The organism is Streptomyces sp. NPDC005648, from assembly GCF_040605395.1.
In the GTDB taxonomy this organism is placed as follows: domain Bacteria; phylum Actinomycetota; class Actinomycetes; order Streptomycetales; family Streptomycetaceae; genus Streptomyces.
Window position 1 is genome coordinate 21073 of the sequence record NZ_JBEXCS010000022.1, and the last position, 23155, is coordinate 44227.

Here is a 23155-nt window from a genome sequence, read left to right on the forward strand (position 1 = left end):
GCCCGCCCTACACGGTCATCGGCCGGTCGTACGGCCCGATCGGCGCCGGCAGCCTCGAACTCCCCGTGAGATGACGGTCGACGGCCGCCGCCACCGCCCGCCCCTCCGCGATCGCCCACACGATCAGCGACTGCCCGCGCGCCGCGTCCCCGGCGGCGAACACCCCGGGGACGTTCGTCGCGAACCCGGCGTCCCGTGCGACCGTGCCGCGTGCCTCCATCGCCAACCCCAGCTGGTCCACGAGCCCGTCCTCGCGGTCCGGCCCGGAGAACCCCAGCGCGAGCAGCACGAGATCGGCGGGCAGCGTCCGCCCGGTTCCCTGCACCACCCGCCGGGCGGCGTCCACCTCGACCAGGTGCAACGACCGGACATGCCCGCTCTCGTCGCCCTCGAAGCGCAGCGTCGACGCCGCGAACAGCCGCGCGTCCGCGTCCGCGGCCGGCGCCGTCCGAAGATCACGCGCCTCCTCGTGCGCGGCGGACAACCGGTAGATCTTCGGGTACGTCGGCCAGGGCTCCATGTCCTCGTCCCGCTCCGCCTCCGGCTGCGCGTAGATGTCCAACTGGGTGACGGACGCGGCCCGTTCACGCACGGCCGTGCCCAGGCAGTCCGCCCCCGTGTCACCACCGCCCACGATCACGACATGCTTCCCGGCCGCCGACATCGGCGAACTCTCCAGATCCCCCTCGCGCACCCGGTTGGCCAGCGGCAGATACTCCATCGCCTGATGTATCCCGGCCAACTCCCGCCCGGGTACGGGCAGTTCCCGCCACGCCGTCGCCCCGGTCGCGATCACCACCGCGTCGTACCGGGCCCGCAACTCGCCGGCCCCGACATCCCGCCCGACCGCCGTGGACGTACGGAACTTCGTCCCCTCGGCCCGCATCTGCTCGATCCGCCGCTCCAGATGGTGCTTCTCCATCTTGAACTCGGGGATCCCGTACCGCATCAGCCCCCCGAGCCGGTCGTCCTTCTCGTACACCGCGACGGTGTGCCCCGCCCGCGTCAACTGCTGTGCCGCCGCGAGCCCGGTCGGCCCCGACCCGATCACCGCGACCGTCCGCCCGGACAGCCGGTCCGGCGGGCGCGGCGGCGCGAAGCCCAGCTCCCAGGCCTGGTCGGCGATGGCGACCTCGACGTTCTTGATGGTCACCGCGGGCTGGTTGATGGCCAGCACACACCCCGACTCGCACGGCGCCGGGCACAACCGCCCGGTGAATTCAGGGAAGTTGTTCGTGGCGTGCAGCCGGTCCGCCGCCTGCCGCCAGTCGTCCCGGCTGACCAGGTCGTTCCACTCGGGGATCAGATTGCCGAGCGGACAGGCGTCGTGGCAGAACGGTATGCCGCAGTCCATACAGCGGTCGGCCTGCTTCTCGACGATGGGCAGCAGCGCCCCCGGGACATAGACCTCGTTCCAGTCCCGCACCCGCTCCTCGACCGGCCGGCGCGGCCAGTCCTGGCGAGGCGTGGTCATGAATCCCTTGGGATCGGCCATGGGCGTCTTCCTTGCGTACGCGTGGGACAGGCCGAGCGTCATCGGGCGGCACTCTTTCGGCCACGATACGACGTACCGGCCACCGGCGCAGAGGGGACGGACAGCGCTTTCGGCCCCGGGGGAGCGTCAGGTGATCGCCAGCACGTACGCCACCGCCGAACCGGCCGAGGCGACCATCCGGACGTGGTTCCAGAACGTCCACTCGCGCACATACGTCGGCCAGTACGCGGCCGCCTCCGCGGTGCCCGGGTCCAGCCTGAGCAGCGCGTCGTTGCGGGGCACGTTCCAGACCATGGTCACGCCGAAGCAGCCCACGAGGTACAGCACACTGCCCAGCAGCAGCTCCACCTTCCCGTCGCCGGGCCACAGCACGAACGTCACCACGCCGATCACCGCGCACAGCACCGCCGACCCCACGAACAGGATCATGAACGCCGGCATCACCGCCGTCACATTGATCGCGTTCATCGCCGCCACGCCCTGCGCGGGCGGCAGCGCGGCCAGCCCTCTCATCACGAACGTGGAGAACCCGTAGAACACCCCGGCCACCAGCCCGGTCCCGAGCACCCCCAACACGGTCAACCACAGGTACGGCCCATCGATCACGCCCACACCAACTCCCCGTACGCACTCCGAGCGCCCCTGATCCAGGCCGTCGCCAACCCGACTGCCCCGCCGCCCCTCACCCTCGGTCGGCGTCCGATCCCTCGTGCCGCCACTCCCGCAGCACCGCCTCCACCCCCGCCCTGATCCGCCGTCGGGCCTCATGCCGAGGCACCCCGCCCATCAGCAACCGGTCGTACGGCGTCTCCAGATGCCGTACGGACGCCGCCACCGCCGACACCACCGCCCCCTCCGACAACGCCCGCCCCGCCGCACTCCGCCCCACCCGTCCACTGCCCCGCACCGACGCATGCGCCGCGACCTGCCGCGCCCGCTCCTCGGGACAACCCGGAAACAGCCGTCGTATCTCCGCCGCGAACGCCTCCGAGAACCGCACATCCTCCGCGGCCCGCCGCTTGGCGTCCCGCGACCGCCGTCTCCTGCGCGCCTCCGCGTCCTCGAGGCACCGTGCCTCGGCCCGCACCAGCGCCGCCTCCTCGACCAGGACGCCCTGCCGCTCATAGCGTCCCTTGCGCCGGTTGAACCGCACCACGACCGCCGACAGCGCGCTCTCCTCCCGCGAGCGGCGCGTCAGCGCCGTGTCGCCGCGCGAAAGGAACACCAGATGCCCCAGGTCGGCACAGTCGAGACACCGCGGCGCCCCCTCCTCGGGCACGAGCAGCGCGAGCGGCCCCGAGTGACACTCCCCGCAGTACCGCCTCCGCAACGGCTGGATCACGAGAAGGCCGGTGCGGGCCGAGGGCGTTGCGAGCTGTGCCATACGTGATTCCTTCCCCCGCCCGGTCCACCGGACCACCCGAATTCACGCCCTTCGCACCGCACCCGTCTCCGCCGCGGACTCCTGCGTTCCGATCACCTCACCTCACAGCCGTTCACCTCCGTCACCTCTCCGCCCGCACCACCGACACCCGCCTGCGGTGCCGCGTCGGTGTCCGGATCTCGTCGACCACGGCCACCGCGAGATCCGCGTACGACACCACGGAGCCGCCCTCCGGCACCCGCTCGTCCCCCAACCGGTACCGCCCGGTGCGTGGCGCGCCCTCCTCCAGCCCACCGCCCGGGGTGAGCATCACCCAGTCGACGAAACCGCCCTCTCCCGCCTCCCGCAGCCGCCGCAGCCCCGCCGTGTGCGCCAGCGCGAACGGCCGTATCTCCGGCGGGAACACCGCCGGATCGTCCATCAACGGTCGCCCGTCCGCCCCGAGCAGGTTGGCGAACAGCCCCACCACGACGAGCCGCCGCACCCCCGCCTTCGCCAGCCCGTCCAGCAACGCGTCCGCCGCCTTGACGAAGAACTCCGGATCCAGCGAGTCGAACCCCTGCTCCGGCCCGCTGAACGGCGACACCGCGTGCACCGCGGCCCTATGCCCGACCGCGACCGCCCGCACCGACTCGGCGTCGGTCACATCGCCCCGTACGACCGTCGCCCCCTCCTTCCCGAGCGCCGGATACCGGTCCGGCTCCCGCACCACGGCCGTCACATCCAGCCCGCGCCCGAGCGCTTCGGCCGTCACCGCCCGCCCGGCCCGGCCGCCTGCTCCGAGGACCACGATCCCGCCCATGCCCAACCTCCCTGCCCGGCACCGCGTTTCGATGCCTGCTGGACGTTAGGAGCGCGGACCCCGGTTACTTCAACGGAACCGGCGCTAACCTCGACCGATGACCGACTCGACGGCCCGCACCGACTCGACGGCCCGCACCGACGCGACCGGCTCGACGAATTCGGCGGGCTCGATCGATTCCCCGGCTGTCACCGGGCGATCCGCCCCGCTGGACCCCGACATGTTCGATCCCGTCTGTCCCTCCTCCGTCATGCCCTTTCGGGTCGGCGACAAATGGACCGGTATGGTCATCCGCTGCCTCGAGGGCGGCCCCCGCCGCTTCACCGAACTCCGCGTCCCGCTCACGGCCGTCACCCCCAAGGTCCTCAGTGAGACCCTGCGCGCGATGGAACGCGACGGACTGCTGACCCGCACCTCCTACGACGAGAACCCACCCCGCGTCGAATACGCCCTCACCCCTCTCGGCCGCTCTCTGATCCCCCTCTTGGACGCCGCCCGCGTCTGGAGCGAGACCCATCTCCCGCACCTCCTCGCCGCCCGCCGAGCCCACGAGGAGTCTCTGGGCCGGTACGCGTCCTGACCGGCGGCTGACGCATCATGGGCCCTGTGCGACTCGAAGCGATCACCTGGGACCGGCTCGGCGACCTCCTGGCCGAGCGACTGCTCGACCTCCAGCCCGCCGACGGCAGTCCCTGGCCCCGTATCGCCTTCGACGGCGCCCCCGCGGCCCACCCCGGAGACCTCGCCGAACGGGTGGCCGAGTCCCTGCGCCTACACGGCCGCCCCTCGCTGGTCGTCGGCGCGGAGGGCTTCCTGCGCCCCGCCTCGGTCCGCCTGGAGTACGGCCACCAGGACGTGGAGGCGTATTACAACGGCTGGTTCGACACCAACGCCTTGTGGCGCGAGGTCTTCGGCCCCCTCGAACCCGGCGCCGACGGACGCGTCCTGCCCGACCTGTGGGACCCGGCCACGGACCGCGCCACCCGCAGCCCCTACGTCCAACTCCCGCCCGGCGGATTCCTGTTGCTGCACGGCCCCCTCCTGCTGCGCCACTGGTTCCCCTTCGACCTGACCGTCCACGTCCTCCTCTCGCCCGGCGCCCTCCGCCGCCGCACCCCCGAAGCCGACCACTGGACGCTCCCCGCCTACGAGCGCTACGAGGCCGAGACCGACCCGGCCGGCACCGCCGACGTCCTGGTACGCGCCGACGACCCCCGACACCCCGCGTGGAGCGGCTGACCGACCGAGGGGACGCCCGCCCACGGAGACGATCAACAATTGCCTTTTGCATGTATGTGCATGTAGTTAGTGTGGCTCCATGACGATCTCCTCGAACGCCTCCGCCGGACCCGTCCCCCTCACCGACTCGGTCCGCGCCCTCCTCGACAGCAGGAACTTCGCCAGTGTCGCCACCCTCGGTCCCGGTGGCGCCCCGCAGAACTCGGTGGTGTGGATCAAGCGCGAGGGCGACACCGTGCTCTTCTCCTCCACCGACGGGCGTCAGAAGGTGCGCAACCTCCGCCGCGACCCCCGCGTCAGCCTCACCGTCTTCGACCTCGCCGACCCCTACACCTCGGTCGAGATCCGCGGCACCGCCGAGATCCTCCCCGACGAGGCCAAGCGGCTCCCGTACGAGCTCTCCCACAAGTACCTCGGCATCGACCCGCCCGCCGAGAAGGACGACGAGGTCCGGGTGATCGTCCGGGTGGTGCCGCGGAAGATCGTCGGGTTCTCCGCCTGAGGCCTCCGGCCCGGACGGAAACTCCGCTGTTACCGCCCGGTTCCGGGTGCGGCCCAGGCGCCGGGCGGCCAGAATGTAGGGCGCCGGTTTCAGCGGCGCGTCCCGTGCCGTGCCGGCCGCCCGGCACCGGGAGGTACTCCATGACCACCGCCTCAGACATCATGCACCGGGGCGCCCAGTGGATCCCCGCCCACGAGACACTCGACCGCGCGGCCCAGTTGATGCGTGAGCTCAACGTCGGAGCCCTGCCCATCAGCGACGAGAACGAGCGGCTCTGCGGCATCCTCACCGACCGTGACATCGTCGTCGGTTGCGTGGCCATGGGCCACGACCCGGCCAGGGTGACCGCCGGCGAGATGGCTCAGGGCACCCCGCGCTGGATCGACGCGGGCGCCGACGTCGGCGATGTGCTCCGGGAGATGCAGGACCACCGGATCCGCAGGCTCCCCGTCATCGAGAACAAGCGGCTGGTCGGCATGATCAGCGAGGCCGACCTGGCCCGGCATCTGACGGAGGACCAGATCGCCGACTTCGCCCACAGCGTCTACGCCAGGACCGCGACGGGCTGACCGCCGTATCTCAGAGCCAGCCGTTGCGCCGGAAGCCACGGTGGAGCGCCAGGCATATCGCCGATATCACCACCAGGACCAGGGGGTATCCGAACTTCCAGTGCAGTTCCGGCATGTACTGGAAGTTCATGCCGTACAGCCCGCAGATCATCGTCGGCACGGCGATGATGGCGGCCCACGCCGTCATCTTGCGCATGTCCTCGTTCTGCGCGACCGTGACCTGCGCGAGGTAGGCCTGCAGGATCGAGTTGAGCAGTTCGTCGAACGACGCGATCTGCTCCTTCACCCGCATGAGATGGTCGAGGACATCCCTGAAGTAGGCCTGTATCTCCGGGGCGACCACCCGGATCGGCCGGGTCGCGAGATCCTCGACCGGGCGGGCGAGCGGCACCACGGCCCGCTTCAGTTCGAGCAGTTCACGCTTCATCTGGTAGATCCGCCCCGGGTCGGTCCGCGCGCCGTTCTCCGCGAACACATCCGACTCGACCTGGTCGATGTCCGCCTGGACGGCGTCCGTGACGTTCAGATAGTCGTCGACCACGTGGTCCGCGATCGCGTGGAGCACCGCCGCCGGCCCCTTGGCCAGTTGCCGGTGGTCGGACTCCAGCTCCTCGCGCAGCGGGCCCAGCGAGCCGTGCATCCCGTGCCGGACCGTGATCACGAAGTCCTCGCCGACGAACACCATGATCTCGCCGGTGTTCACCACCTCGCTGGTCGCCGTCAGCTGCTCGTGCTCGACGTAGCAGACCGTCTTGAACACCGCGAACAGCGTGTCGTCGTACCGCTCCAGCTTCGGACGCTGGTGGGCCTCGACCGCGTCCTCCACCGCCAGCGGATGCAGGTCGAACAGCTCGGCGATACCCGCGAACTCCTGGTCCGTGGGCTCGTGCAGACCGAGCCACACGAAGCCGTCCCGGTTCTTGCGCACCCGCTCCACCGCGTCGACCAGATCACCGCTGCCGGGCACCCGCACACCGTCCCGGTACGTCACGCAGTTCACCACGGAGGAGCCCAGCGGGGACCGGGCCGGGTGGCTCAGGTCGACGCGTGGGCGCCGTCGGGCCAGCCGTGCCACCTTGCGCAGGCCACCGACCCTGCCGAGGCTCGTGACCTTCCGCAGATTCCCTGCCATGGACATATGGATCTCCTCGCGTGGATCTCCCCGGATCAGACGCGTGACCCGGCCTCGGGTACCGGGTTCCTGCGTCGTGGCGCGTCAGTCTGCCAGGTCTTCGTAAGCGCCGGGTGAGGCTGTGGAAACGGGGGATTCCGCTTTGTTCCCGCCTGTGGACAGCGCGATCGCCTGCGGCAGGCCCGGTCATACCGTCATAAAACTCACAGGACTTGCCCAGGACTCACAGGACTTGTAGGAGAAGTCACAGGCGCCGCGTCGCCCACTCCCGGCAAGCCGGGCAACTGGGATGATCGCGGCATGACGCGATCCGACGGGTATCTCCTCGACAACCGGCAGCGCGAGGCGGGCGAGCGTTTCGACGCCTTCGCCACTCTCTTCGACCCCACGACCTTCCGGCATCTCGCAGGGTTCGGCATCGGCCCCGGCTGGCGCTGCTGGGAGGTCGGCGCCGGGGGCACCTCCGTGGTGTCCTGGCTGGCCAAGAAGGTCGGCCCCACCGGAAAGGTCGTCGCCACCGACATCGACACCTCGCTGCTGGCCTCCGCCGCACGTCCGCCGGTGGACGTCCGAGTCCACGACGTGGGCGCCGACGAGCCGCCGGGGGAGGGCTTCGACCTGGTGCACGCCCGGCTCGTGCTCGTCCATGTCCCGGACCGGGAACGGGCGTTGCGGTCGATGATCAAGTCGCTGCGCCCGGGAGGCCGCCTCCTCGTCGAGGACGCCGACCCCGCCCTCCAGCCCCTGACCTGTCCTGACGAACACGGCCCCGAACAACGCCTCGCCAACCGCCTGCGGCACGGCTTCCGCCAACTCCTGGCCGACCGCGGCGCGGACCTCTCCTACGGGCGCCGCCTTCCTCGACTCCTCCGCGAGGCCGGCCTGCGCCGGGTGGAGGCCGACGCGTACTTCCCCCTCACCTCCCCGGCCTGCGCCGCCCTCGAGTCCGCCACGGTCCGCCAGATCGGCCGCCAGCTCGTCGAGGCCGGCCTGGCCACGGCCGAGGACATCGAGACCCACCTCGCGAACGTGGCATCCGGGACGATGGACCTGGCAACCGCCCCGATGATCTCGGCTTGGGGGAGGAAGGCGTAGGGCCTTGGGGGCGGAGGGCGGAAGGCGGAAGGCTGTGACGGGGGCGGGGGAGCGCGCGACCGCTGCGCGGCGTGTCGGGGCCGGCCGCCGCGCGGGTCGGGATCCCGACCAGCCCTCTCGGCTCGCCGCCCCCGCGTCGGTCACCTTGAGCTGCCCCGGGGGCCGTCTCAGTTGCCTTGAGTCGCCGCGAAGGCCGTCAACCCCACGTCCGGTGGCGATCCCCCCGGGGGGAGTTCTGAAGGACCCGACTGGGCTGTGCCGAACCTCGCCGCTCGCCACTCGCCACCGCGTCCGCTCAGCCCGGCCTCCGTGGTCGCCCGCCCACCTGCTCGACGGCCTCCGCGCCCGCCCGGCACCCCTCCCGCGCCGCTTCCTCCGGCTCCGCCCCGGCGAGCAGGGCGGCGAGGACGGCACCCGTGAAGGCGTCGCCGGCCCCCGTGGTGTCCGTGGGGTTCGCCGGTACGGCGGGGATGTGGGCGGACACCGCCCCGGAACGGGCCACCGACGCCCCGTCCCTGCCCTGTTTGGCGATCACCAGTGGGACATGCCGGCTCAGCTTCGCCGCGGCGTCCGCCGCGTCGTGCAAACCGGTGAGCAGACACGCCTCGTCCCGGCTCGGCAGCAGCAGATCCACCCCTTCGACGAGCTCCAGGAAGCGGTCGACGCCCAGCCGTGCGAGGAACCCGGCCGACGCGGGGTCCAGACTCACCGGCACGTCACGCGCGCGTGACGCCTTCAGAGCCACTGCCACCAGCGCCCGGCTCGACTCCGAGAACAGCAGGTACCCGGAGAGATGCAGCCGGGCCACGCCGTCCAGCAGCGCGTCCGACCAGTCATCGGGTTCCAGCCGCACCGCCGCACCGCTGTCGGTCAGAAACGTCCGCTCGGCCGCGTCGTCCGCGTCGACGAGACAGATCACCGTCCCGGTGGTCGCCTCCGGATCGACCACCAGCCGCGGCCGTACTCCGCACGCGGCCAGTTCCCGCTCGTGCCAGTCCGCCGAGTCGGCCCCGACCCGCCCGAGCAGCCGCACCTCCGGACAGCCCCGATGAGCAGCCCAGCAGGCCACATTGGCGCCTGCCCCACCAGGCACCGTCCGGATCGCGGCGGCCGTGTCCGTCCCCGAGGCCAGTGGCCCACGATGCCGGGCGACGACATCCGTGATCACGTCCCCGACGACCAACAAGGCCCCGGTCCGTGAGCCCTGGGGGCCCGTCACCCCGCGGGACCCCGGCCGGCCCGACGTGCCGCCGGACCCCGCCCCGCCCGACCCTGTCGTCACGCCCCGGCCCAGGCCGCCGCGATCCGTGCGGCCAGCCGTACATTGCCGCGCACCGCCGCCAGGTTGGCGGTCAGTGAGGCCCCGTCGGTGTGCCGTACCAGGTAGTCGAGCAGGAACGGTGTGACGGCCTGCCCGCTGACTCCCTCCGCCTCACACGCGTGCAGCGCGTCGGCGAGTACGCGCGCGTGCAGCTCGGGATCCAGCTGCTCCTGCTCGGGCACCGGGTTGGCGACGATCAGCGACGACTCGGGCCCGTCGAGCGCGTCCTGCGCGCGCATGACGCCCGCCACCTGCTCCGGGCTCTCCAGCGTCCACTCCACCGGATGCCCCGAGTCGGACAGATAGAAGCCGGGGAAGCGGTCCGTGCCGTATCCGGCCACCGCGACACCCAAGGTCTCCAGCCGCTGCAGGGTGGCCGGCACGTCCAGGATCGACTTCACTCCCGCGCACACCACGGTGATCCGGGTCCGGGCGAGGAGCCCCAGGTCGGCCGACTCGTCCTGCGTCACCGTCCACTCCCGGTGCACCCCGCCGAGCCCGCCCGTCGCGAACACCCGCACGCCGGCCAGCGCCGCCAGCGCCGCCGTGGCCGACACCGTGGTCGCCCCGCTCGCGCCCGACGCCACCGCGAGCGGCAGGTCCCGGTGCCCCAGCTTGCGGATCCCGTCCTCGTTGGCGACCCGCTCCAACTGCTCCTTGTCCAGGCCGACATGGGGCCGCCCGTCCAGCACCGCGATCGTCGCCGGAACGGCGCCCTCCCGCCGTACGACGTCCTCCAGCTCCAGCGCCACCTGCAGATTCCGCGGGCGCGGAAGCCCGTGCGCGATGATCGTGGACTCCAGGGCCACCACGGGTCGACGCGCGTCGACCGCCTCGCGTACTTCTTCGGAAACCACCAGCACCACGGCCCTGCCTCCTGTCGTTCGTTCTCGCCTCATCCTTGGCGAACGGCGTGCCTGATCAAACCCTTGCGGTGTGTGGGGGATGACACCAACCTGGGGTGCATGACGGACAACACGGCACGTCTCGACCACGTCGTCCTCTGGGTGAGCGACCCGGTGGCGTCGGCCGACTTCTACGAGAAGACCGTCGGCATGCAACCCCTGCGGCTCACCGACTTCGCCGCGGGCAGGGTGTCCTTTCCCTCCGTACGGCTCAACGACGAGACCATCCTCGACCTCATGCCCCTCACCACCGCGGAGCGCATGAGGATGCTCCCCGGCGCCGCCGACAGCTCGGGTCATCCGGTCAACCACGTCTGCCTGGCCCTGCCCGCTCAGGACTTCGAGGAACTGCGCGGCAGGCTCGAGGAGAGCTCGGTACCCGTCTCGGCCATCGGGTACGACTCCTTCGGCGCCCGCGGCACCGCCAAGCGCAACTTCTACTTCCGCGACCCGGACGGAAACGTCTTCGAGGCCCGGCACTACGACTGAGGCCGCGGGGGCCACACGCGCGTGGCCCCCGTCCGACCACCGTTCGCGCAGCGGTCACGGAACGACGTCAGAAGAGCGGCTCGGGCAGCACGCCCTCCAGGGCGAGCAGCTTCCGCTTCGTCTCCAGCCCGCCACCGAATCCGCCGATTCCCCCGTGGCTCTCGACGACCCGGTGGCAGGGCACGACGACCGGCAGCGGATTGGAGCCCATCGCCGTCCCCACGGCCTGGGCCGCGCCCGGCTGCCCCACCCGCCCGGCCAGGTCGCCGTAGCCCACCACCGCGCCGTACGGCACGCCGGACGCCAGCTCGCGCAGCACCTGCCGGTTGAAACCGGAGATCAGCGACCAGTCCAGGGGCAGCTCGAAGTCGCGGCGCTCCCCCGCGAAGTAGGCCTCGAACTGTCGTATCGCCTCGGCCAGCAACGGCGAGTCGGGTGCCTCGACGGGCTCGCCACCCAGCCGGGACGCCAGTCGCTCCAGCGCCCTGTCGCGCACCGCGTCCGTGGCGTGGAACACGACGTTGACCAGGCCCTCGCGGGTCGCGGCCAGCAGCAGCGGACCGATGCCCGTGTCCGTCACCGCCCACACGACCTGCTGCTCGTACTGCCCATGGCTGTCCATGCGCCCACCGTACGACCCGCCACTGACAACGCCCGGAGGAGCGGGCAGGAGCTTGCGTCTCGGGCATCCGGCTCAGGGCGACTGCAGGGCCGCCCCGATCACGTCGGGCCTGTTGGTGATGACGCCGTCGACGCCGTACCGCGCGGCCCGGCGGGCCGTGGGGGCGTCGTCGACGGTCCAGGTGAAGACGGACAGGGGCTTGCCGTGCGGTCCCCTGAAGGCGTGCACGGCAGAGACGTAACCCGTCGAGATCGAAGGGAAGGAGGGGTTGATTCCGTCTGTGAAGGTCGCGAGCTCCGGGAGATGCGCCATCGTCGGCGTCCCGAGGAGGGCCGTCCTGATCGCCGGCTTCAGCTCGTGGACGATCTTCAGACTGTCCGCGCTGAAGCTCTGCACGATCAGCCGGCCGTACAGATGTCGCTGGTCGAGCCAGCCCTCGTTGGTGAGGAGCTTCAGGATCTGCTGCTCGATGCCCGGGTACAGCTCCGGGTTCTTGATCTCCAGGAGCAGGCTCTGACGGTTGTGCTCGACCTCGCGCATGTACTGATCGAGCGTCGGCACGCGCGTGCCCGTGTACCGCGGCCCGTACCAGCTCCCCGCGTCGAGGCGAGCGATCTCGGCCGCCGTGAAGTCTTTCACCTTCCAGGGGGAACGGTGTGGGTAGAGCTGCTTGACGTCGGTCGTGCGCGGCAGGCTGTCGTCGTGGATGACGACGAGTTCGCCGTCCTTGGTGCGCTGGACGTCGTTCTCCACCCAGCGGACGCCCAGCCGGGCCGCCTCGTCGATGGAGGCCAGCGTGTTCTCGGGTGCGTAGGCGGAGGCGCCCCGGTGACCGAACACCAGCGGCGCGCCGACATCGCCCGCCCGGGCGTCGGACCCGGGCAGCAGGAAGGCGGCGACCCCCAGCAGCGCGGTGGTGAGGGCGACAACTGCGCGCGCGTACATACGCACTCCTCGCGTCGGATGATCACGTACAGCTCAACTGTGACAGCAGAGAGTAAACGGCGACGCGGTGCAGAATGGCCACACATTGAATGGAGTTGCCCGAGTCCGCTCACCGGTGCCGCACAACTGGGGCAACGACGTGTTTCTTTGCCGGAAAATCGTTCGACCATTCCGGTGGGGGTCATACTCTCTGCCTCAACCCTGACCGCTCGGGCGGTCCTGGGAGGGGGCGTATTTCAGGGATTTCCGGGACGCAAGAGGGCGGGAAGGGCAGCCGCGCATGCAAGGCACGGTCGACGGATTCAGCTACGGACTCGTCACACCCCTGGTGGCCTACCTGATGGCTTGCCTGGGCGGTGCGCTCGGACTGCGCTGCACCACGAGAGCCCTGCTCGTCGCCCAGCCCTCGCGGCCCGCCTGGCTCGCCCTGGGCGCGGCGGCGATCGGCTCCGGCATATGGACCATGCACTTCGTCGCCATGATGGGGTTCACCGTCAGACAGGCGCCCATCCACTACGACAAGCCGACGACGTTCGCGAGCCTCGGCCTCGCCGTGGTGATGGTCGGCGTCGGCATCTTCATCGTCGGCTACAAGGGCGCGAGGGGTACGGCCCTGTTCACCGGGGGCACCATCACCGGCCTGGGCATCGCCTCCATGCACTATCTCGGCATGGCAGGAATGCGCCTGAACGGAAAGCTGGAGTACAACACGCTCACGGTCGGCGCCTCCGTCGTCATCGCGATGGTCGCCGCCACCGCCGCCCTGTGGGCCGCCGGACAGGTCCGCGGCTTCCTGTGGAGCGTCGGCGCGAGCCTCGTCATGGGTCTCGCGGTCAGCGGTATGCACTACACCGGCATGGCGGCCCTCACCGTGCATCTGCACGGCACCTCCGCCCCGACCTCGGGCGCGTCGCCGGCCGAGCTGCTGTGGCCCATGCTGGTCGGTCCGCTCGCCTTCCTCCTCATCGCCGCCGTGGTCGTGATGTTCGACCCCCTGATGGTCATGGGCAACCCCGACTGGACCCCCGTCCAGCAGAAGCCCGGCGTCCCGGCCCATCCCGACGTCCACCACCCGGCCCAGCGTCCCCTCCGCCCGGTCCACCAGGTCGCCCGGCGCGGCTCCCGCACCCCGCAGAACCGCTGATCGGACCGCATTGTCAGTGGCGGGTCGTACGGTGGAGTTCATGCGGCCCGTTTCCAACATCGAACGCACGGTGGCGCCCTTCGAGGTCGTCAGCCCCTACCAGCCCAGCGGCGACCAGCCGGCGGCCATCGCCGAGCTGGCCAGACGCATCGAGGCAGGCGAGAAGGACGTCGTCCTGCTCGGCGCGACCGGCACCGGCAAGTCCGCCACCACCGCCTGGATGATCGAGAAGCTCCAGCGCCCCACCCTCGTGATGGCGCCGAACAAGACGCTGGCCGCCCAGCTGGCGAACGAGTTCCGCGAGCTGCTGCCGAACAACGCGGTCGAATACTTCGTCTCGTACTACGACTACTACCAGCCCGAGGCCTACGTCCCGCAGTCGGACACCTACATCGAGAAGGACTCCTCGATCAACGAGGAGGTGGAGCGCCTGCGCCACTCCGCCACCAACTCGCTGCTCACCCGCCGCGACGTCGTCGTGGTCGCCTCGGTCTCCTGCATCTACGGCCTCGGTACTCCCCAGGAGTACGTGGACCGCATGGTCCCCCTGAGGGTCGGCGACGAGATCGACCGCGACCAGCTGCTGCGCCGCTTCGTCGACATCCAGTACACGCGCAACGACCTGGCCTTCACCAGGGGCACCTTCCGGGTCCGCGGCGACACCATCGAGATCTTCCCGGTCTACGAGGAGCTGGCCGTCCGCATCGAGATGTTCGGCGACGAAATCGAGGCCCTCTCCACCCTGCACCCGCTCACCGGCGAGATCATCAGCGACGACCAGCACCTGTACGTCTTCCCTGCCTCCCACTACGTCGCGGGCCCCGAGCGCATGGAGCGGGCCGTCAACGACATCGAGAAGGAGCTCGGCGAGCGCCTGGCCGAGCTGGAGAAGCAGGGCAAGCTCCTGGAGGCCCAGCGCCTTCGGATGCGTACGACGTACGACCTGGAGATGCTCCGCCAGATCGGCTCCTGCTCGGGTGTGGAGAACTACTCGATGCACTTCGACGGCCGTCTGCCCGGCTCCCCGCCGAACACCCTCCTGGACTACTTCCCGGACGACTTCCTGCTGGTCATCGACGAGTCGCACAACACGGTCCCGCAGATCGGCGCCATGTACGAGGGCGACGCCTCCCGCAAGCGGACTCTCGTCGACCATGGCTTCCGCCTCCCGTCCGCCCTCGACAACCGTCCGCTGAAGTGGGAGGAGTTCCAGGAGCGCATCGGGCAGACGGTGTACCTGTCGGCGACCCCAGGCAAGTACGAGCTCTCGCGCGCGAACGGCACGGTCGAGCAGATCATCCGTCCCACCGGCCTGGTCGACCCGGAGGTCGTGGTCAAGCCCACCGTGGGCCAGATCGACGACCTGGTGCACGAGATCCGGCAGCGCACCGAGAAGGACGAGCGTGTCCTGGTCACCACACTCACCAAGAAGATGGCCGAGGACCTCACGGACTACTTCCTGGAACTCGGTATCCAGGTCCGCTATCTGCACAGCGACGTCGACACCCTGCGCCGCGTCGAGCTGCTGCGCGAGCTGCGCTCCGGCGAGTTCGACGTCCTGGTCGGCATCAACCTGCTGCGTGAGGGCCTCGACCTGCCCGAGGTGTCCCTGGTGGCGATCCTCGACGCCGACAAGGAGGGCTTCCTGCGCTCCGGCACCTCCCTGATCCAGACCATCGGCCGCGCGGCGCGCAATGTCTCCGGCCAGGTCCATATGTACGCCGACAAGATCACCCCGGCGATGGAGAAGGCCATCGAGGAGACCAACCGCCGCCGGGAGAAGCAGGTCGCGTACAACACGGAGCGCGGCATCGACCCACAGCCGCTCCGCAAGAAGATCAACGACATCGTGGCCCAGATCGCCCGCGAGGACGTGGACACGGAACAGCTCCTCGGCTCCGGCTACCGCAAGTCGAAGGACGGCAAGGGCGCCAAGGCCCCCGTGCCCGCCCTCGGCGGTAAGACTGCCGGCGGAAAGGCGGCCAAGGGCAAGGGCAAGGAGACGGTCCCCACCGACCGCCCCGCGGCCGAACTCGCCGACCAGATCGAGGAGATGACGGCGCGGATGCGTGCCGCCGCCGCCGACCTCCAGTTCGAGATCGCGGCGCGACTGCGGGACGAGGTCTCCGAGATGAAGAAGGAACTGCGTCAGATGAGAGAGGCCGGATTGGCCTGAGGCCCGCCGAACCACCGCCGTACCTCGGTATACGCGGCACTGTGTTGCAAGACCGACACAAAGCTCGAGCCGGGGTACGGCACTGTCGGTGCCCCTGCGTAGGGTTCTGGACAACCGCGGAGTCCGCGGCAACAGGGGACAGTTCGAGAGGGGAATCGGCGCGTGACCGTCAACATGACCAAGGGTCAGGCCATCAGTCTGCAGAAGAACGACGGCGGCAGCCTGACCGCGGTGCGCATGGGTCTCGGCTGGCAGGCGGCTCCCCGGCGCGGCCTGTTCGGCTCACGCACCCGGGAGATCGACCTGGACGCCTCCGCCGTCCTGTTCGCGGACAAGCAGCCCGTCGACGTCGTCTTCTTCCGCCACCTGGTGAGCGACGACGGCTCCGTCCGCCACACCGGTGACAACCTCGTCGGCGGCGTCGGCCAGGGCGGTGACGACGAGGCGATCCTCGTCGACCTCGCACGCGTCCCGGTCCACATCGACCAGATCGTCTTCACCGTGAACTCGTTCACGGGCCAGACCTTCCAGGAAGTCCAGAACGCGTTCTGCCGCCTGGTCGACGAGACCAACGGCCAGGAACTCGCCCGCTACACGCTGGCGGGCGGCGGACAGTACACGGCCCAGATCATGGCGAAGGTCCACCGCTCGGGCCCGGGCTGGACGATGACGGCCATCGGCAGCCCCGCCAACGGCCGTACCTTCCAGGACCTGATGCCGGCGATCCTGCCGGTCCTGTAGGACCACCTGACGAGCAGCACACGACAGACCGGCGACACAGGGGGACGAGCGCGATGACGGCCGAGCTGGTGCGGGGGCAGAACCACCCGCTCTCCCAGGTCCGTCTCGAGATCCGGGTCGCGGCCGGCACACCGGTCGTGGCCTCGGCCTCGCTCAGCGACGAGCACGGCAAGGCCCGGGGTGCCGAATGGGTGGCGCACCCCGGCACGCCCACCCTGCCCGGCCTGGAGGTCTCCCGGCAGGCGGCCGCCGACCACCGGCTCGCGGTGGATCTGGGCGCCATGCCGGAGGCCGTGCACCGGGTGAACGTGCTGCTCGCCCTGCCCACCGGCGCCGGTGGCCCGGCTCGCTTCGGCGCCGTGGCCGCGCCGCTCGTGGCGGTCACCGGCCTTGACGGCACCGAGGTCGCCACGTACACGATCACCGGTCTGGACGCCGAGTCCGCCGTCGTCGCCCTGGAGCTCTATCGCCGGCAGGGCGCCTGGAAGGTGCGCGCCGTCGGCCAGGGTTACGCGGGTGGCCTCGCCGAGCTCTTCACCGACCAGGGCCTGTCCGAGGCCCACCGGCTCGCCGGCCAGATCGACGAAGCGGTCGCCCGGAGCCTCGCCCGCGCCGTCCCCGCGCCCCCGCAGCGCACCGCCGACGGCGACCGTGCCCGCCAGACGGCGGCACCGACGACGGGGCCCGCTCCCCAGGGCGCCCCCGGCCCCGTATCACCGGAACAGATGTCCCCGTACGCTCCCCAGGCCTCCGACACGCCCGGGCAACCCACCTCTCCGTACGGTGCTCCGGGCGCACCCGGGCTCGGAACCCCGCAGGTCCCTTCCGTCGCCGACCCGTCCGCGGCCACCCCGTCCACCCACACCCCGGTCGACTACAGCCACCCCGGCCGACAGGCCGCAGCCCCGCCTCCGCCGCCGCCGACCGCGCCTGTGGCCCCGCCCGGGCAGCCCGCACAGCCCGTCGCGGGCGACGCGACCGGCTGGTCCATGGACGAACGTCTCTACAACCAGATCTGGGGCATGTTCGAGGACCTGGCCCGCACCACGGCCGCATACCGCAGCGCCGTCGACTTCGCGGAGTCGCGGATGGAGAAGGAGATCGACCAGGCCCTGGCCGACCCGCGCAGCAGGCTGGGCGGGCAGGGCGACGCGGCACGCGAGGCCGCCCAGGCCAAACACGCCCAACTCGTCGACCAGGCCCGGGCGGCCCTGGACCGGGATCTCGCCCAGCTCTCCGCCGAGGCCGAGGTCGTCGAGCCCGCACTGCCGCCCGCTTACGCGCGCTGGGACAACCCCGTGTGGCACGGCTACCGGGTGCCGATGGAGATCCCCATGGCCGTACGGCTGGGCGACCTCCACCTGCCCGAGAGCGAGCCGCTGCGCATCCCGATGCTCGTCCGGCTGCCGCTGGAGCGCGGCCTGTGGATCGACAGCGGCCCCTCCGGTTCGTTCGACGAGTCCTTCGCCGACGGCGCGGAACTGGGGCGCCTGGCACTGGACACGGCGGTGGCGCTCGCGGCCCGGCTGCTCGCGGTCTACCCGGCGGGCGAGTTCGGCGTACATGTCATCGACCCCGCCGGGGCGGGCGCGCAGGCGCTCGCCCCGCTGGTGCGGGCCGGGGTGCTCGCGGCCCCGCCCGCGCTGGGAGCGGCCGGGGTGACGGACGTCCTGACCCGGCTGACCCAGCGTGTCGACCTGATGCAGATGGCGGTCCGCGGCGGCGCGGCCGACTCGCTGCCGCCCGGTCTGGACCCGGCCGAACAGCTGCTGATCATCCATGACTTCCCGCACGGCTTCGACGACCGGGCCGTGACCCAGCTGCGCTATCTGGCCGACGAGGGTCCGGCCGTCGGTGTCCATCTGATGATGGTCGCGGACCGCGAGGACGCCTCCGGCTACGGTCCTCTGCTCGACCCCTTGTGGCGTTCGCTGCTGCGACTCACCCCGCTGCCGGACGATCATCTCGCGGACCCCTGGGTCGGCCACGCCTGGACCTACGAGCCGGCGCTGGTGCCGCCCGGCAGCCAGGTGCTCCAGCAGGTGCTCAACCAAGTGGCAGCCGCTCGTACCAAGTACACGTAAAGTCGCCTGACCTGCACCTTTGGCTTTTTCTTTGCCAATCACTTTACCTTTCCTTGGTGATTGGGGTACTGTTGTCCACACGGAGGGGAGTACTCCCTGTCGACTGCGGCGTACCCGTCAATACGGATCAGGTCAGGTCCTGGTCCCGGGGCGTCGGCCCACCGTGGGTGGAAGAGACCTCCGGCAGCGCGACGACGCTGGTTATTTGCCGTTCCGTCCTGCCGGAGGCGCAGTGGATGTTTCCGTGACCCTGTGGGTCCTCACCATCGTGGGCCTTGCCGCCCTCATCGCGGTCGACTTCTTCATCGGCCGCAAACCGCACGACGTCTCGATCAAGGAAGCCGGGATCTGGACCGTCGTCTGGATCGCCCTCGCCGGACTCTTCGGACTCGGCCTGCTCGTCTTCGGCGGCGGCCAGGCGGGCGGCGAGTTCTTCGCCGGCTTCATCACCGAGAAGTCCCTGAGTGTCGACAACCTCTTCGTCTTCGTCCTGATCATGGCGAAGTTCGCCGTGCCCTCGCAGTACCAGCAGCGGGTGCTCCTCGTCGGTGTGCTCATAGCCCTGGTCCTGCGGGCGATCTTCATCGCCGCCGGCGCCGCGATCCTCGCCAGCTTCGCCTGGGTCTTCTACATCTTCGGCGCCTTCCTCATCTGGACCGCCTGGAAGCTCATCCAGGAGGCCCGGGCCGACGACGAGGACGAGGAGTTCGAGGAGAACAAGCTGCTCAAGGCCGTCGAGCGCAGGTTCGGCGTGGCCGACCGCTACCACGGCACCAAGCTGTGGATCGAGCAGAACGGCAAGCGGGTCATGACCCCGATGCTGGTCGTGATGCTGGCGATCGGCACCACGGACGTCCTGTTCGCGCTCGACTCGATCCCCGCGATCTTCGGCCTGACCCAGGACCCGTACATCGTGTTCACCGCCAACGCCTTCGCGCTGATGGGTCTGAGGCAGCTCTACTTCCTCATCGGCGGCCTGCTGAAGAAGCTGGTCCACCTCAGTTACGGTCTGTCGATCATCCTGGGCTTCATCGGCGTCAAGCTCGTGCTCCACGCGTTGCACGAGTCCGGTGTCCACGTCCCGGAGATCTCCATCCCGGTCTCCCTCGGCGTGATCTGCTCGGTCCTGGTCGTCACGACGATCACCAGCCTGCGGGCGTCCAAGAAGCAGGCGGCGGCCGAGGCGGCGCAGGCGCGGAGCGAAGGCGCTCCGAAGGACAGCATCCAGGCCTGACCACGACCGACGTAGGAACAACCAGCACCGGGAGCGACGCAGGATGAATTGCCGCATATCGCTCCCGGTGCTTCGTTGGGTGCTGAGCACTCCCGCCCCGGGAGAGCCACGGCCCGGTGGAGGAATCCATGGACGCACCCAAGAGGTTCGTACAGATCATCGACTTCGAGACCGATCGCTTCGAGGAGATGCGGCAGCTGTCGCAGGAGATGGACCAGCACTTCGCGGGCCGCGGCGGTGGTCCCACGCACCGTCTGGTCCTCCAGGACCGCGACCAGCCGAACCGCTATCTGGTGGTGGTCGAGTTCGACTCGTACGAGGAGGCCATGGCCAACAGCGACAGCCCCGAGACCGCCAAGTTCGCCGAGCAGATGGGCGCGTTGTGCACCCGGCCGCCGTCCTTCACCGACTGCGACGTCGAGGGGCTCACCCAGTTCAAGTGACGGGCTCAGGGCCCCGTACGACCGGAGTGCGGGGCCCGGTCGGCTCTGCGAGGATCGCTCCATGATCGCTCGGCTCAGGTCGCTCACGACTCGGTGGACGTCTCTCGTGCCGGTTCTGGCGGTCGTCCTGCTGCTCTTCACCTGGGGCCGTGACCTCCCCGGCGTGGTGGTGGCGCTGGTCACGCTGGTGCTCGCGGGAGCCGTGCTGGCCGCGGTCCATCACGCCGAGGTGGTCGCCCACCGGGTGGGGGAGCCGTTCGGCTCCCTCGTGCTCGCGGTCGCCGTCACGATCATCGAGGTGGCCCTGATCGTCACCTTGATGGCGGACGGCGGCGACAAGAGCTCCACCCTGGCCAGGGACACGGTCTTCGCGGCCGTGATGATCACCTGCAACGGCATCGTCGGCATCTGCCTCCTCGTGGCCTCCCTGCGCCACCGCACCGCGGTGTTCAACCCCGAGGGCACCGGCGCCGCCCTCGCGACCGTCGCCCCCCTGGCCACGCTCAGCCTGGTGCTCCCGACCTTCACCACCAGCAAGCCGGGCCCGGAGTTCTCCGGCGTACAGCTCACCTTCGCGGCGATCTCGTCCTTGATTCTCTACGGCCTGTTCGTCACGACCCAGACCGTGCGGCACCGTGACTACTTCCTCCCCGTCACCCGGCAGGGCGAGGTGATCACCATCGACGACCATGCCCATGCGCCTTCGGTCCGCACCGCCTGGATCAGCCTGGGCATGCTGGGCCTCGCGCTGGTCGGTGTCGTCGGCCTGGCCAAGGGCGTCTCGCCGACCATCGAGTCCGGCGTGGAGGCGGCCGGTCTGCCGCATGCCGTGGTCGGCGTGGTCATCGCTCTGCTGGTGCTGCTGCCGGAGACCATCGCCGCGCTGCGCTCGGCCCGCCGCGACCGCGTCCAGACCAGTCTGAACCTCGCGCTCGGCTCGGCCATGGCCAGCATCGGCCTGACCATCCCGGCCGTCGCCCTGGCGTCCATCTGGCTCTCCGGACCCCTCGTCCTGGGTCTCGGCTCCACCCATATGGTGCTCCTCGCCCTGACGGTCGTCGTCGCGTCGCTCACGGTGGTGCCCGGCCGGGCCACGCCGTTGCAGGGAGGCGTGCATCTGGTGCTGTTCGCGGCATACCTGGAGCTGGCGATCAACCCGTAGCGCCCCTACGGAGCGGTCGTCGTGCGGTCAGTAGGTGACCGTGACGCGCCGGGCGGGGCCGTCGACGCGGACGAGGCCGCCGTAGGGGATGACGAGTTGTGGATCGGTGTGGCCGAAGTCCACGTCGAAGACGATCGTGGTGTTGGGCGCATATATACGCATGGCGCGCAGCACCGCCTCGCGCTGTTCGGTGGCGTAACGCGCGCCCTCCTCCGGGCTGTTGGGCCGCTCGAAGGACCAGGTCTTGGCACGGCCCATCAGGAGCGCGGGAAAGCGCTGGAGGAGTCCGCGCTCGCCCAGGTTGCGCAGGGTGCGGAAGACCTCCGTGGCGCTCGGCATCTCCTCCGAGGTCTCCAGGAGCAGCACTCCGCCGTCGTACTCGCTCTCGTCGTGCGCGATTTCGCGGTCGGCCATCAGCAGCCAGCTGAGGATCTCCAGACAGCCGCCCCAGCTGCGGCCCTCGATCACCCGGTCGGGATTCACCCAGGTCCATCCGCCGCCGGGCCTGGTCTCCGCCTCCGTCTCGTAGGTCGCCGGGTCCGCCCAGTCGCGGTTGACGTCGTTCCAGCGGTCGGCGGGCCGCAGTTCGTACGCGCCCGAGGTGAACAGGGCCGCCCGCAGGGAATCGGCCGTCAGCGGGCTCATGGCGACCGGCCGGCCCAGCGCGCTCATCACGGTCGCGCCGTGGTAGCCGACGACGCCGGTGTTGTACAGGAAGGCGAGCAGGTTGGTGTTGTCGCTCATCCCGAAGAACGGCTTCGGGTTCGCCCGGATCAACTCCCGGTCCAGATACGGCAGCACGGTGATCTGGTCGTCACCGCCGATCGACGCCATGACCGCCTTGATGTCCGGGTCGGCGAAGGCGGCATGGATGTCGTCGGCGCGCTCCTGGGGTGTCGAGCCCATCTTGCGGGTCGCGGGGTACTCGACAGGTTCCAGCCCGAACTCCTTGCGCAGCCGCTTCAGGCCCAGTTCGTGGGGGCGGGGAAAGAGGCCGGGCAGCCCGGAGCCGGGCGAGATGACCGCCAGGCGGTCGCCGGGGGAGGGCTTGGGCGGGTACACGATCGTCGTCATGCGGGGAGGGTACGGGCCGTCGCTCTCGCGGCGCACCGTGATAAACCGGGGTCCGAACAGCGGTCCCGTACGGATCGCCGCACCTGACCGGACCGGAGGAACCGTGCCCCGCACCCTGGCCAACGCCCCGATCATGATTCTCAACGGGCCCAACCTGAACCTGCTCGGCCGGCGCCAGCCGGAGATCTACGGCAAGGACACCCTCGCCGACGTCGAGGCCCTGTGCGCCAAGACGGCGGCCGCGCACGGCGGCACGGTGGACTGCCGGCAGTCCAACCACGAGGGCGAGTTGGTCGACTGGATCCACGAGGCGCGGCTGAACCACTGCGGGATCGTGATCAACCCCGGTGCCTACTCGCACACGTCGGTGGCGATCCTGGATGCGCTCAACACCTGTGACGGACTGCCCGTGTTGGAGGTCCACATCTCCAACATCCACCAGCGCGAGTCCTTCCGGCACCACTCCTACGTCTCGTTGCGCGCCGACGGCGTGATCGCGGGGTGTGGTGTGCAGGGGTACGCGTTCGGGGTGGAGCGGGTCGTGGCTCTGGTGGGGGCGGCCCAGGCGGACGCGTAAGTCCCGTCCACCCGGCGGGC

At 70.4% G+C, this 23155-nt stretch carries 24 protein-coding genes; 14 read left to right on the top strand and 10 right to left on the bottom strand.

What is annotated here, in order from left to right; all coding sequences use genetic code 11:
- Window positions 1-7: 7 nt before the first annotated feature.
- The 4 genes from ABZT17_RS15505 to ABZT17_RS15520 all read right to left on the bottom strand — a co-directional run bounded on the left by ABZT17_RS15505 (window position 8) and on the right by ABZT17_RS15520 (window position 3681).
- A complete protein-coding gene (locus tag ABZT17_RS15505) occupies window positions 8-1495 on the bottom strand; it encodes a glutamate synthase subunit beta (RefSeq protein ID WP_356348662.1) in 1488 nt (495 codons plus the stop codon).
- A 126-nt stretch (window positions 1496-1621) separates the two neighbouring features.
- Entirely contained in the window at window positions 1622-2101 is a 480-nt protein-coding gene (locus ABZT17_RS15510) for an anthrone oxygenase family protein (RefSeq protein ID WP_356348826.1), read from the bottom strand.
- Between the two features lie 76 nt (window positions 2102-2177).
- The gene (locus ABZT17_RS15515; RefSeq protein WP_356348664.1) at window positions 2178-2879 is read right to left on the bottom strand and encodes a DUF2293 domain-containing protein; all 702 of its coding nucleotides are present in this window, start codon (window positions 2877-2879) and stop codon (window positions 2178-2180) included.
- Between the two features lie 121 nt (window positions 2880-3000).
- Window positions 3001-3681 carry an NAD(P)H-binding protein gene (locus ABZT17_RS15520; protein ID WP_356348666.1) on the bottom strand — a complete coding sequence of 227 codons (681 nt, stop codon included), beginning with the start codon at window positions 3679-3681 and terminating at the stop codon, window positions 3001-3003.
- A 220-nt stretch (window positions 3682-3901) separates the two neighbouring features.
- Here ABZT17_RS15520 and ABZT17_RS15525 point away from each other — a divergent pair, with 220 nt between their 5' ends.
- From ABZT17_RS15525 to ABZT17_RS15540, 4 genes are all read left to right on the top strand, one after another.
- Window positions 3902-4261, top strand: coding sequence for a helix-turn-helix domain-containing protein (locus ABZT17_RS15525; protein ID WP_356348829.1), 360 nt, complete (start codon window positions 3902-3904; stop codon window positions 4259-4261).
- 17 nt (window positions 4262-4278) lie between these two features.
- Window positions 4279-4920: a uridine kinase gene (locus ABZT17_RS15530; protein WP_356348668.1), complete on the top strand. Its 642-nt coding sequence runs from the start codon at window positions 4279-4281 to the stop codon at window positions 4918-4920.
- 79 nt (window positions 4921-4999) lie between these two features.
- Window positions 5000-5422: a PPOX class F420-dependent oxidoreductase gene (locus tag ABZT17_RS15535; RefSeq protein WP_356348670.1), complete on the top strand. Its 423-nt coding sequence runs from the start codon at window positions 5000-5002 to the stop codon at window positions 5420-5422.
- Window positions 5423-5562: 140 nt separating this feature from the next.
- Window positions 5563-5991 (top strand): CBS domain-containing protein, encoded by a 429-nt coding sequence (locus ABZT17_RS15540; protein ID WP_356348673.1) that lies wholly within the window; start codon window positions 5563-5565, stop codon window positions 5989-5991.
- A 10-nt stretch (window positions 5992-6001) separates the two neighbouring features.
- On the opposite strand, the gene corA is transcribed toward ABZT17_RS15540, so the two are convergent.
- Entirely contained in the window at window positions 6002-7129 is a 1128-nt protein-coding gene (gene corA / locus ABZT17_RS15545) for a magnesium/cobalt transporter CorA (RefSeq protein WP_356348675.1), read from the bottom strand.
- 294 nt (window positions 7130-7423) lie between these two features.
- On the opposite strand from corA, the gene ABZT17_RS15550 reads away from it, so the two are divergent.
- Complete coding sequence (locus ABZT17_RS15550; RefSeq protein WP_356348677.1) at window positions 7424-8218, top strand: methyltransferase domain-containing protein; 795 nt, start codon at window positions 7424-7426, stop codon at window positions 8216-8218.
- 295 nt (window positions 8219-8513) lie between these two features.
- On the opposite strand, the gene ABZT17_RS15555 is transcribed toward ABZT17_RS15550, so the two are convergent.
- On the bottom strand, window positions 8514-9437 hold the full coding sequence (locus ABZT17_RS15555; RefSeq protein ID WP_356348679.1) for a sugar kinase: 924 nt from the start codon (window positions 9435-9437) through the stop codon (window positions 8514-8516).
- A gap of 59 nt (window positions 9438-9496) precedes the next feature.
- Window positions 9497-10402, bottom strand: coding sequence for a pseudouridine-5'-phosphate glycosidase (locus ABZT17_RS15560; RefSeq protein WP_356348831.1), 906 nt, complete (start codon window positions 10400-10402; stop codon window positions 9497-9499).
- A 102-nt stretch (window positions 10403-10504) separates the two neighbouring features.
- Between ABZT17_RS15560 and ABZT17_RS15565 the strand changes: the two genes are divergently transcribed.
- Window positions 10505-10933: a VOC family protein gene (locus ABZT17_RS15565; protein ID WP_356348682.1), complete on the top strand. Its 429-nt coding sequence runs from the start codon at window positions 10505-10507 to the stop codon at window positions 10931-10933.
- Window positions 10934-11000: 67 nt separating this feature from the next.
- Here the strand turns inward: ABZT17_RS15565 and ABZT17_RS15570 are convergent, their stop codons facing one another.
- A complete protein-coding gene (locus ABZT17_RS15570) occupies window positions 11001-11555 on the bottom strand; it encodes a methylated-DNA--[protein]-cysteine S-methyltransferase (protein ID WP_356348684.1) in 555 nt (184 codons plus the stop codon).
- 72 nt (window positions 11556-11627) lie between these two features.
- The gene (locus ABZT17_RS15575; RefSeq protein ID WP_356348687.1) at window positions 11628-12500 is read right to left on the bottom strand and encodes a glycerophosphodiester phosphodiesterase family protein; all 873 of its coding nucleotides are present in this window, start codon (window positions 12498-12500) and stop codon (window positions 11628-11630) included.
- A 280-nt stretch (window positions 12501-12780) separates the two neighbouring features.
- On the opposite strand from ABZT17_RS15575, the gene ABZT17_RS15580 reads away from it, so the two are divergent.
- From ABZT17_RS15580 to ABZT17_RS15610, 7 genes are all read left to right on the top strand, one after another.
- On the top strand, window positions 12781-13644 hold the full coding sequence (locus tag ABZT17_RS15580) for an MHYT domain-containing protein (RefSeq protein ID WP_356348689.1): 864 nt from the start codon (window positions 12781-12783) through the stop codon (window positions 13642-13644).
- Window positions 13645-13684: 40 nt separating this feature from the next.
- A complete protein-coding gene (gene uvrB / locus ABZT17_RS15585) occupies window positions 13685-15820 on the top strand; it encodes an excinuclease ABC subunit UvrB (protein ID WP_356348691.1) in 2136 nt (711 codons plus the stop codon).
- A gap of 162 nt (window positions 15821-15982) precedes the next feature.
- On the top strand, window positions 15983-16561 hold the full coding sequence (locus tag ABZT17_RS15590; protein ID WP_356348693.1) for a TerD family protein: 579 nt from the start codon (window positions 15983-15985) through the stop codon (window positions 16559-16561).
- A gap of 53 nt (window positions 16562-16614) precedes the next feature.
- On the top strand, window positions 16615-18645 hold the full coding sequence (locus tag ABZT17_RS15595; RefSeq protein ID WP_356348695.1) for a TerD family protein: 2031 nt from the start codon (window positions 16615-16617) through the stop codon (window positions 18643-18645).
- A 232-nt stretch (window positions 18646-18877) separates the two neighbouring features.
- Window positions 18878-19879, top strand: a complete 1002-nt coding sequence (locus tag ABZT17_RS15600) for a TerC/Alx family metal homeostasis membrane protein (RefSeq protein WP_356348697.1) — start codon at window positions 18878-18880, stop codon at window positions 19877-19879.
- A gap of 128 nt (window positions 19880-20007) precedes the next feature.
- Window positions 20008-20322 (top strand): hypothetical protein, encoded by a 315-nt coding sequence (locus ABZT17_RS15605; RefSeq protein ID WP_356348699.1) that lies wholly within the window; start codon window positions 20008-20010, stop codon window positions 20320-20322.
- Between the two features lie 61 nt (window positions 20323-20383).
- Window positions 20384-21484, top strand: coding sequence for a calcium:proton antiporter (locus tag ABZT17_RS15610; protein WP_356348701.1), 1101 nt, complete (start codon window positions 20384-20386; stop codon window positions 21482-21484).
- A 27-nt stretch (window positions 21485-21511) separates the two neighbouring features.
- Here ABZT17_RS15610 and ABZT17_RS15615 read toward each other — a convergent pair whose 3' ends face one another.
- Window positions 21512-22558: a S66 peptidase family protein gene (locus ABZT17_RS15615; RefSeq protein ID WP_356348703.1), complete on the bottom strand. Its 1047-nt coding sequence runs from the start codon at window positions 22556-22558 to the stop codon at window positions 21512-21514.
- A gap of 103 nt (window positions 22559-22661) precedes the next feature.
- Between ABZT17_RS15615 and aroQ the strand changes: the two genes are divergently transcribed.
- Complete coding sequence (gene aroQ, locus ABZT17_RS15620) at window positions 22662-23135, top strand: type II 3-dehydroquinate dehydratase (protein WP_356348705.1); 474 nt, start codon at window positions 22662-22664, stop codon at window positions 23133-23135.
- Window positions 23136-23155 lie beyond the last annotated feature (20 nt).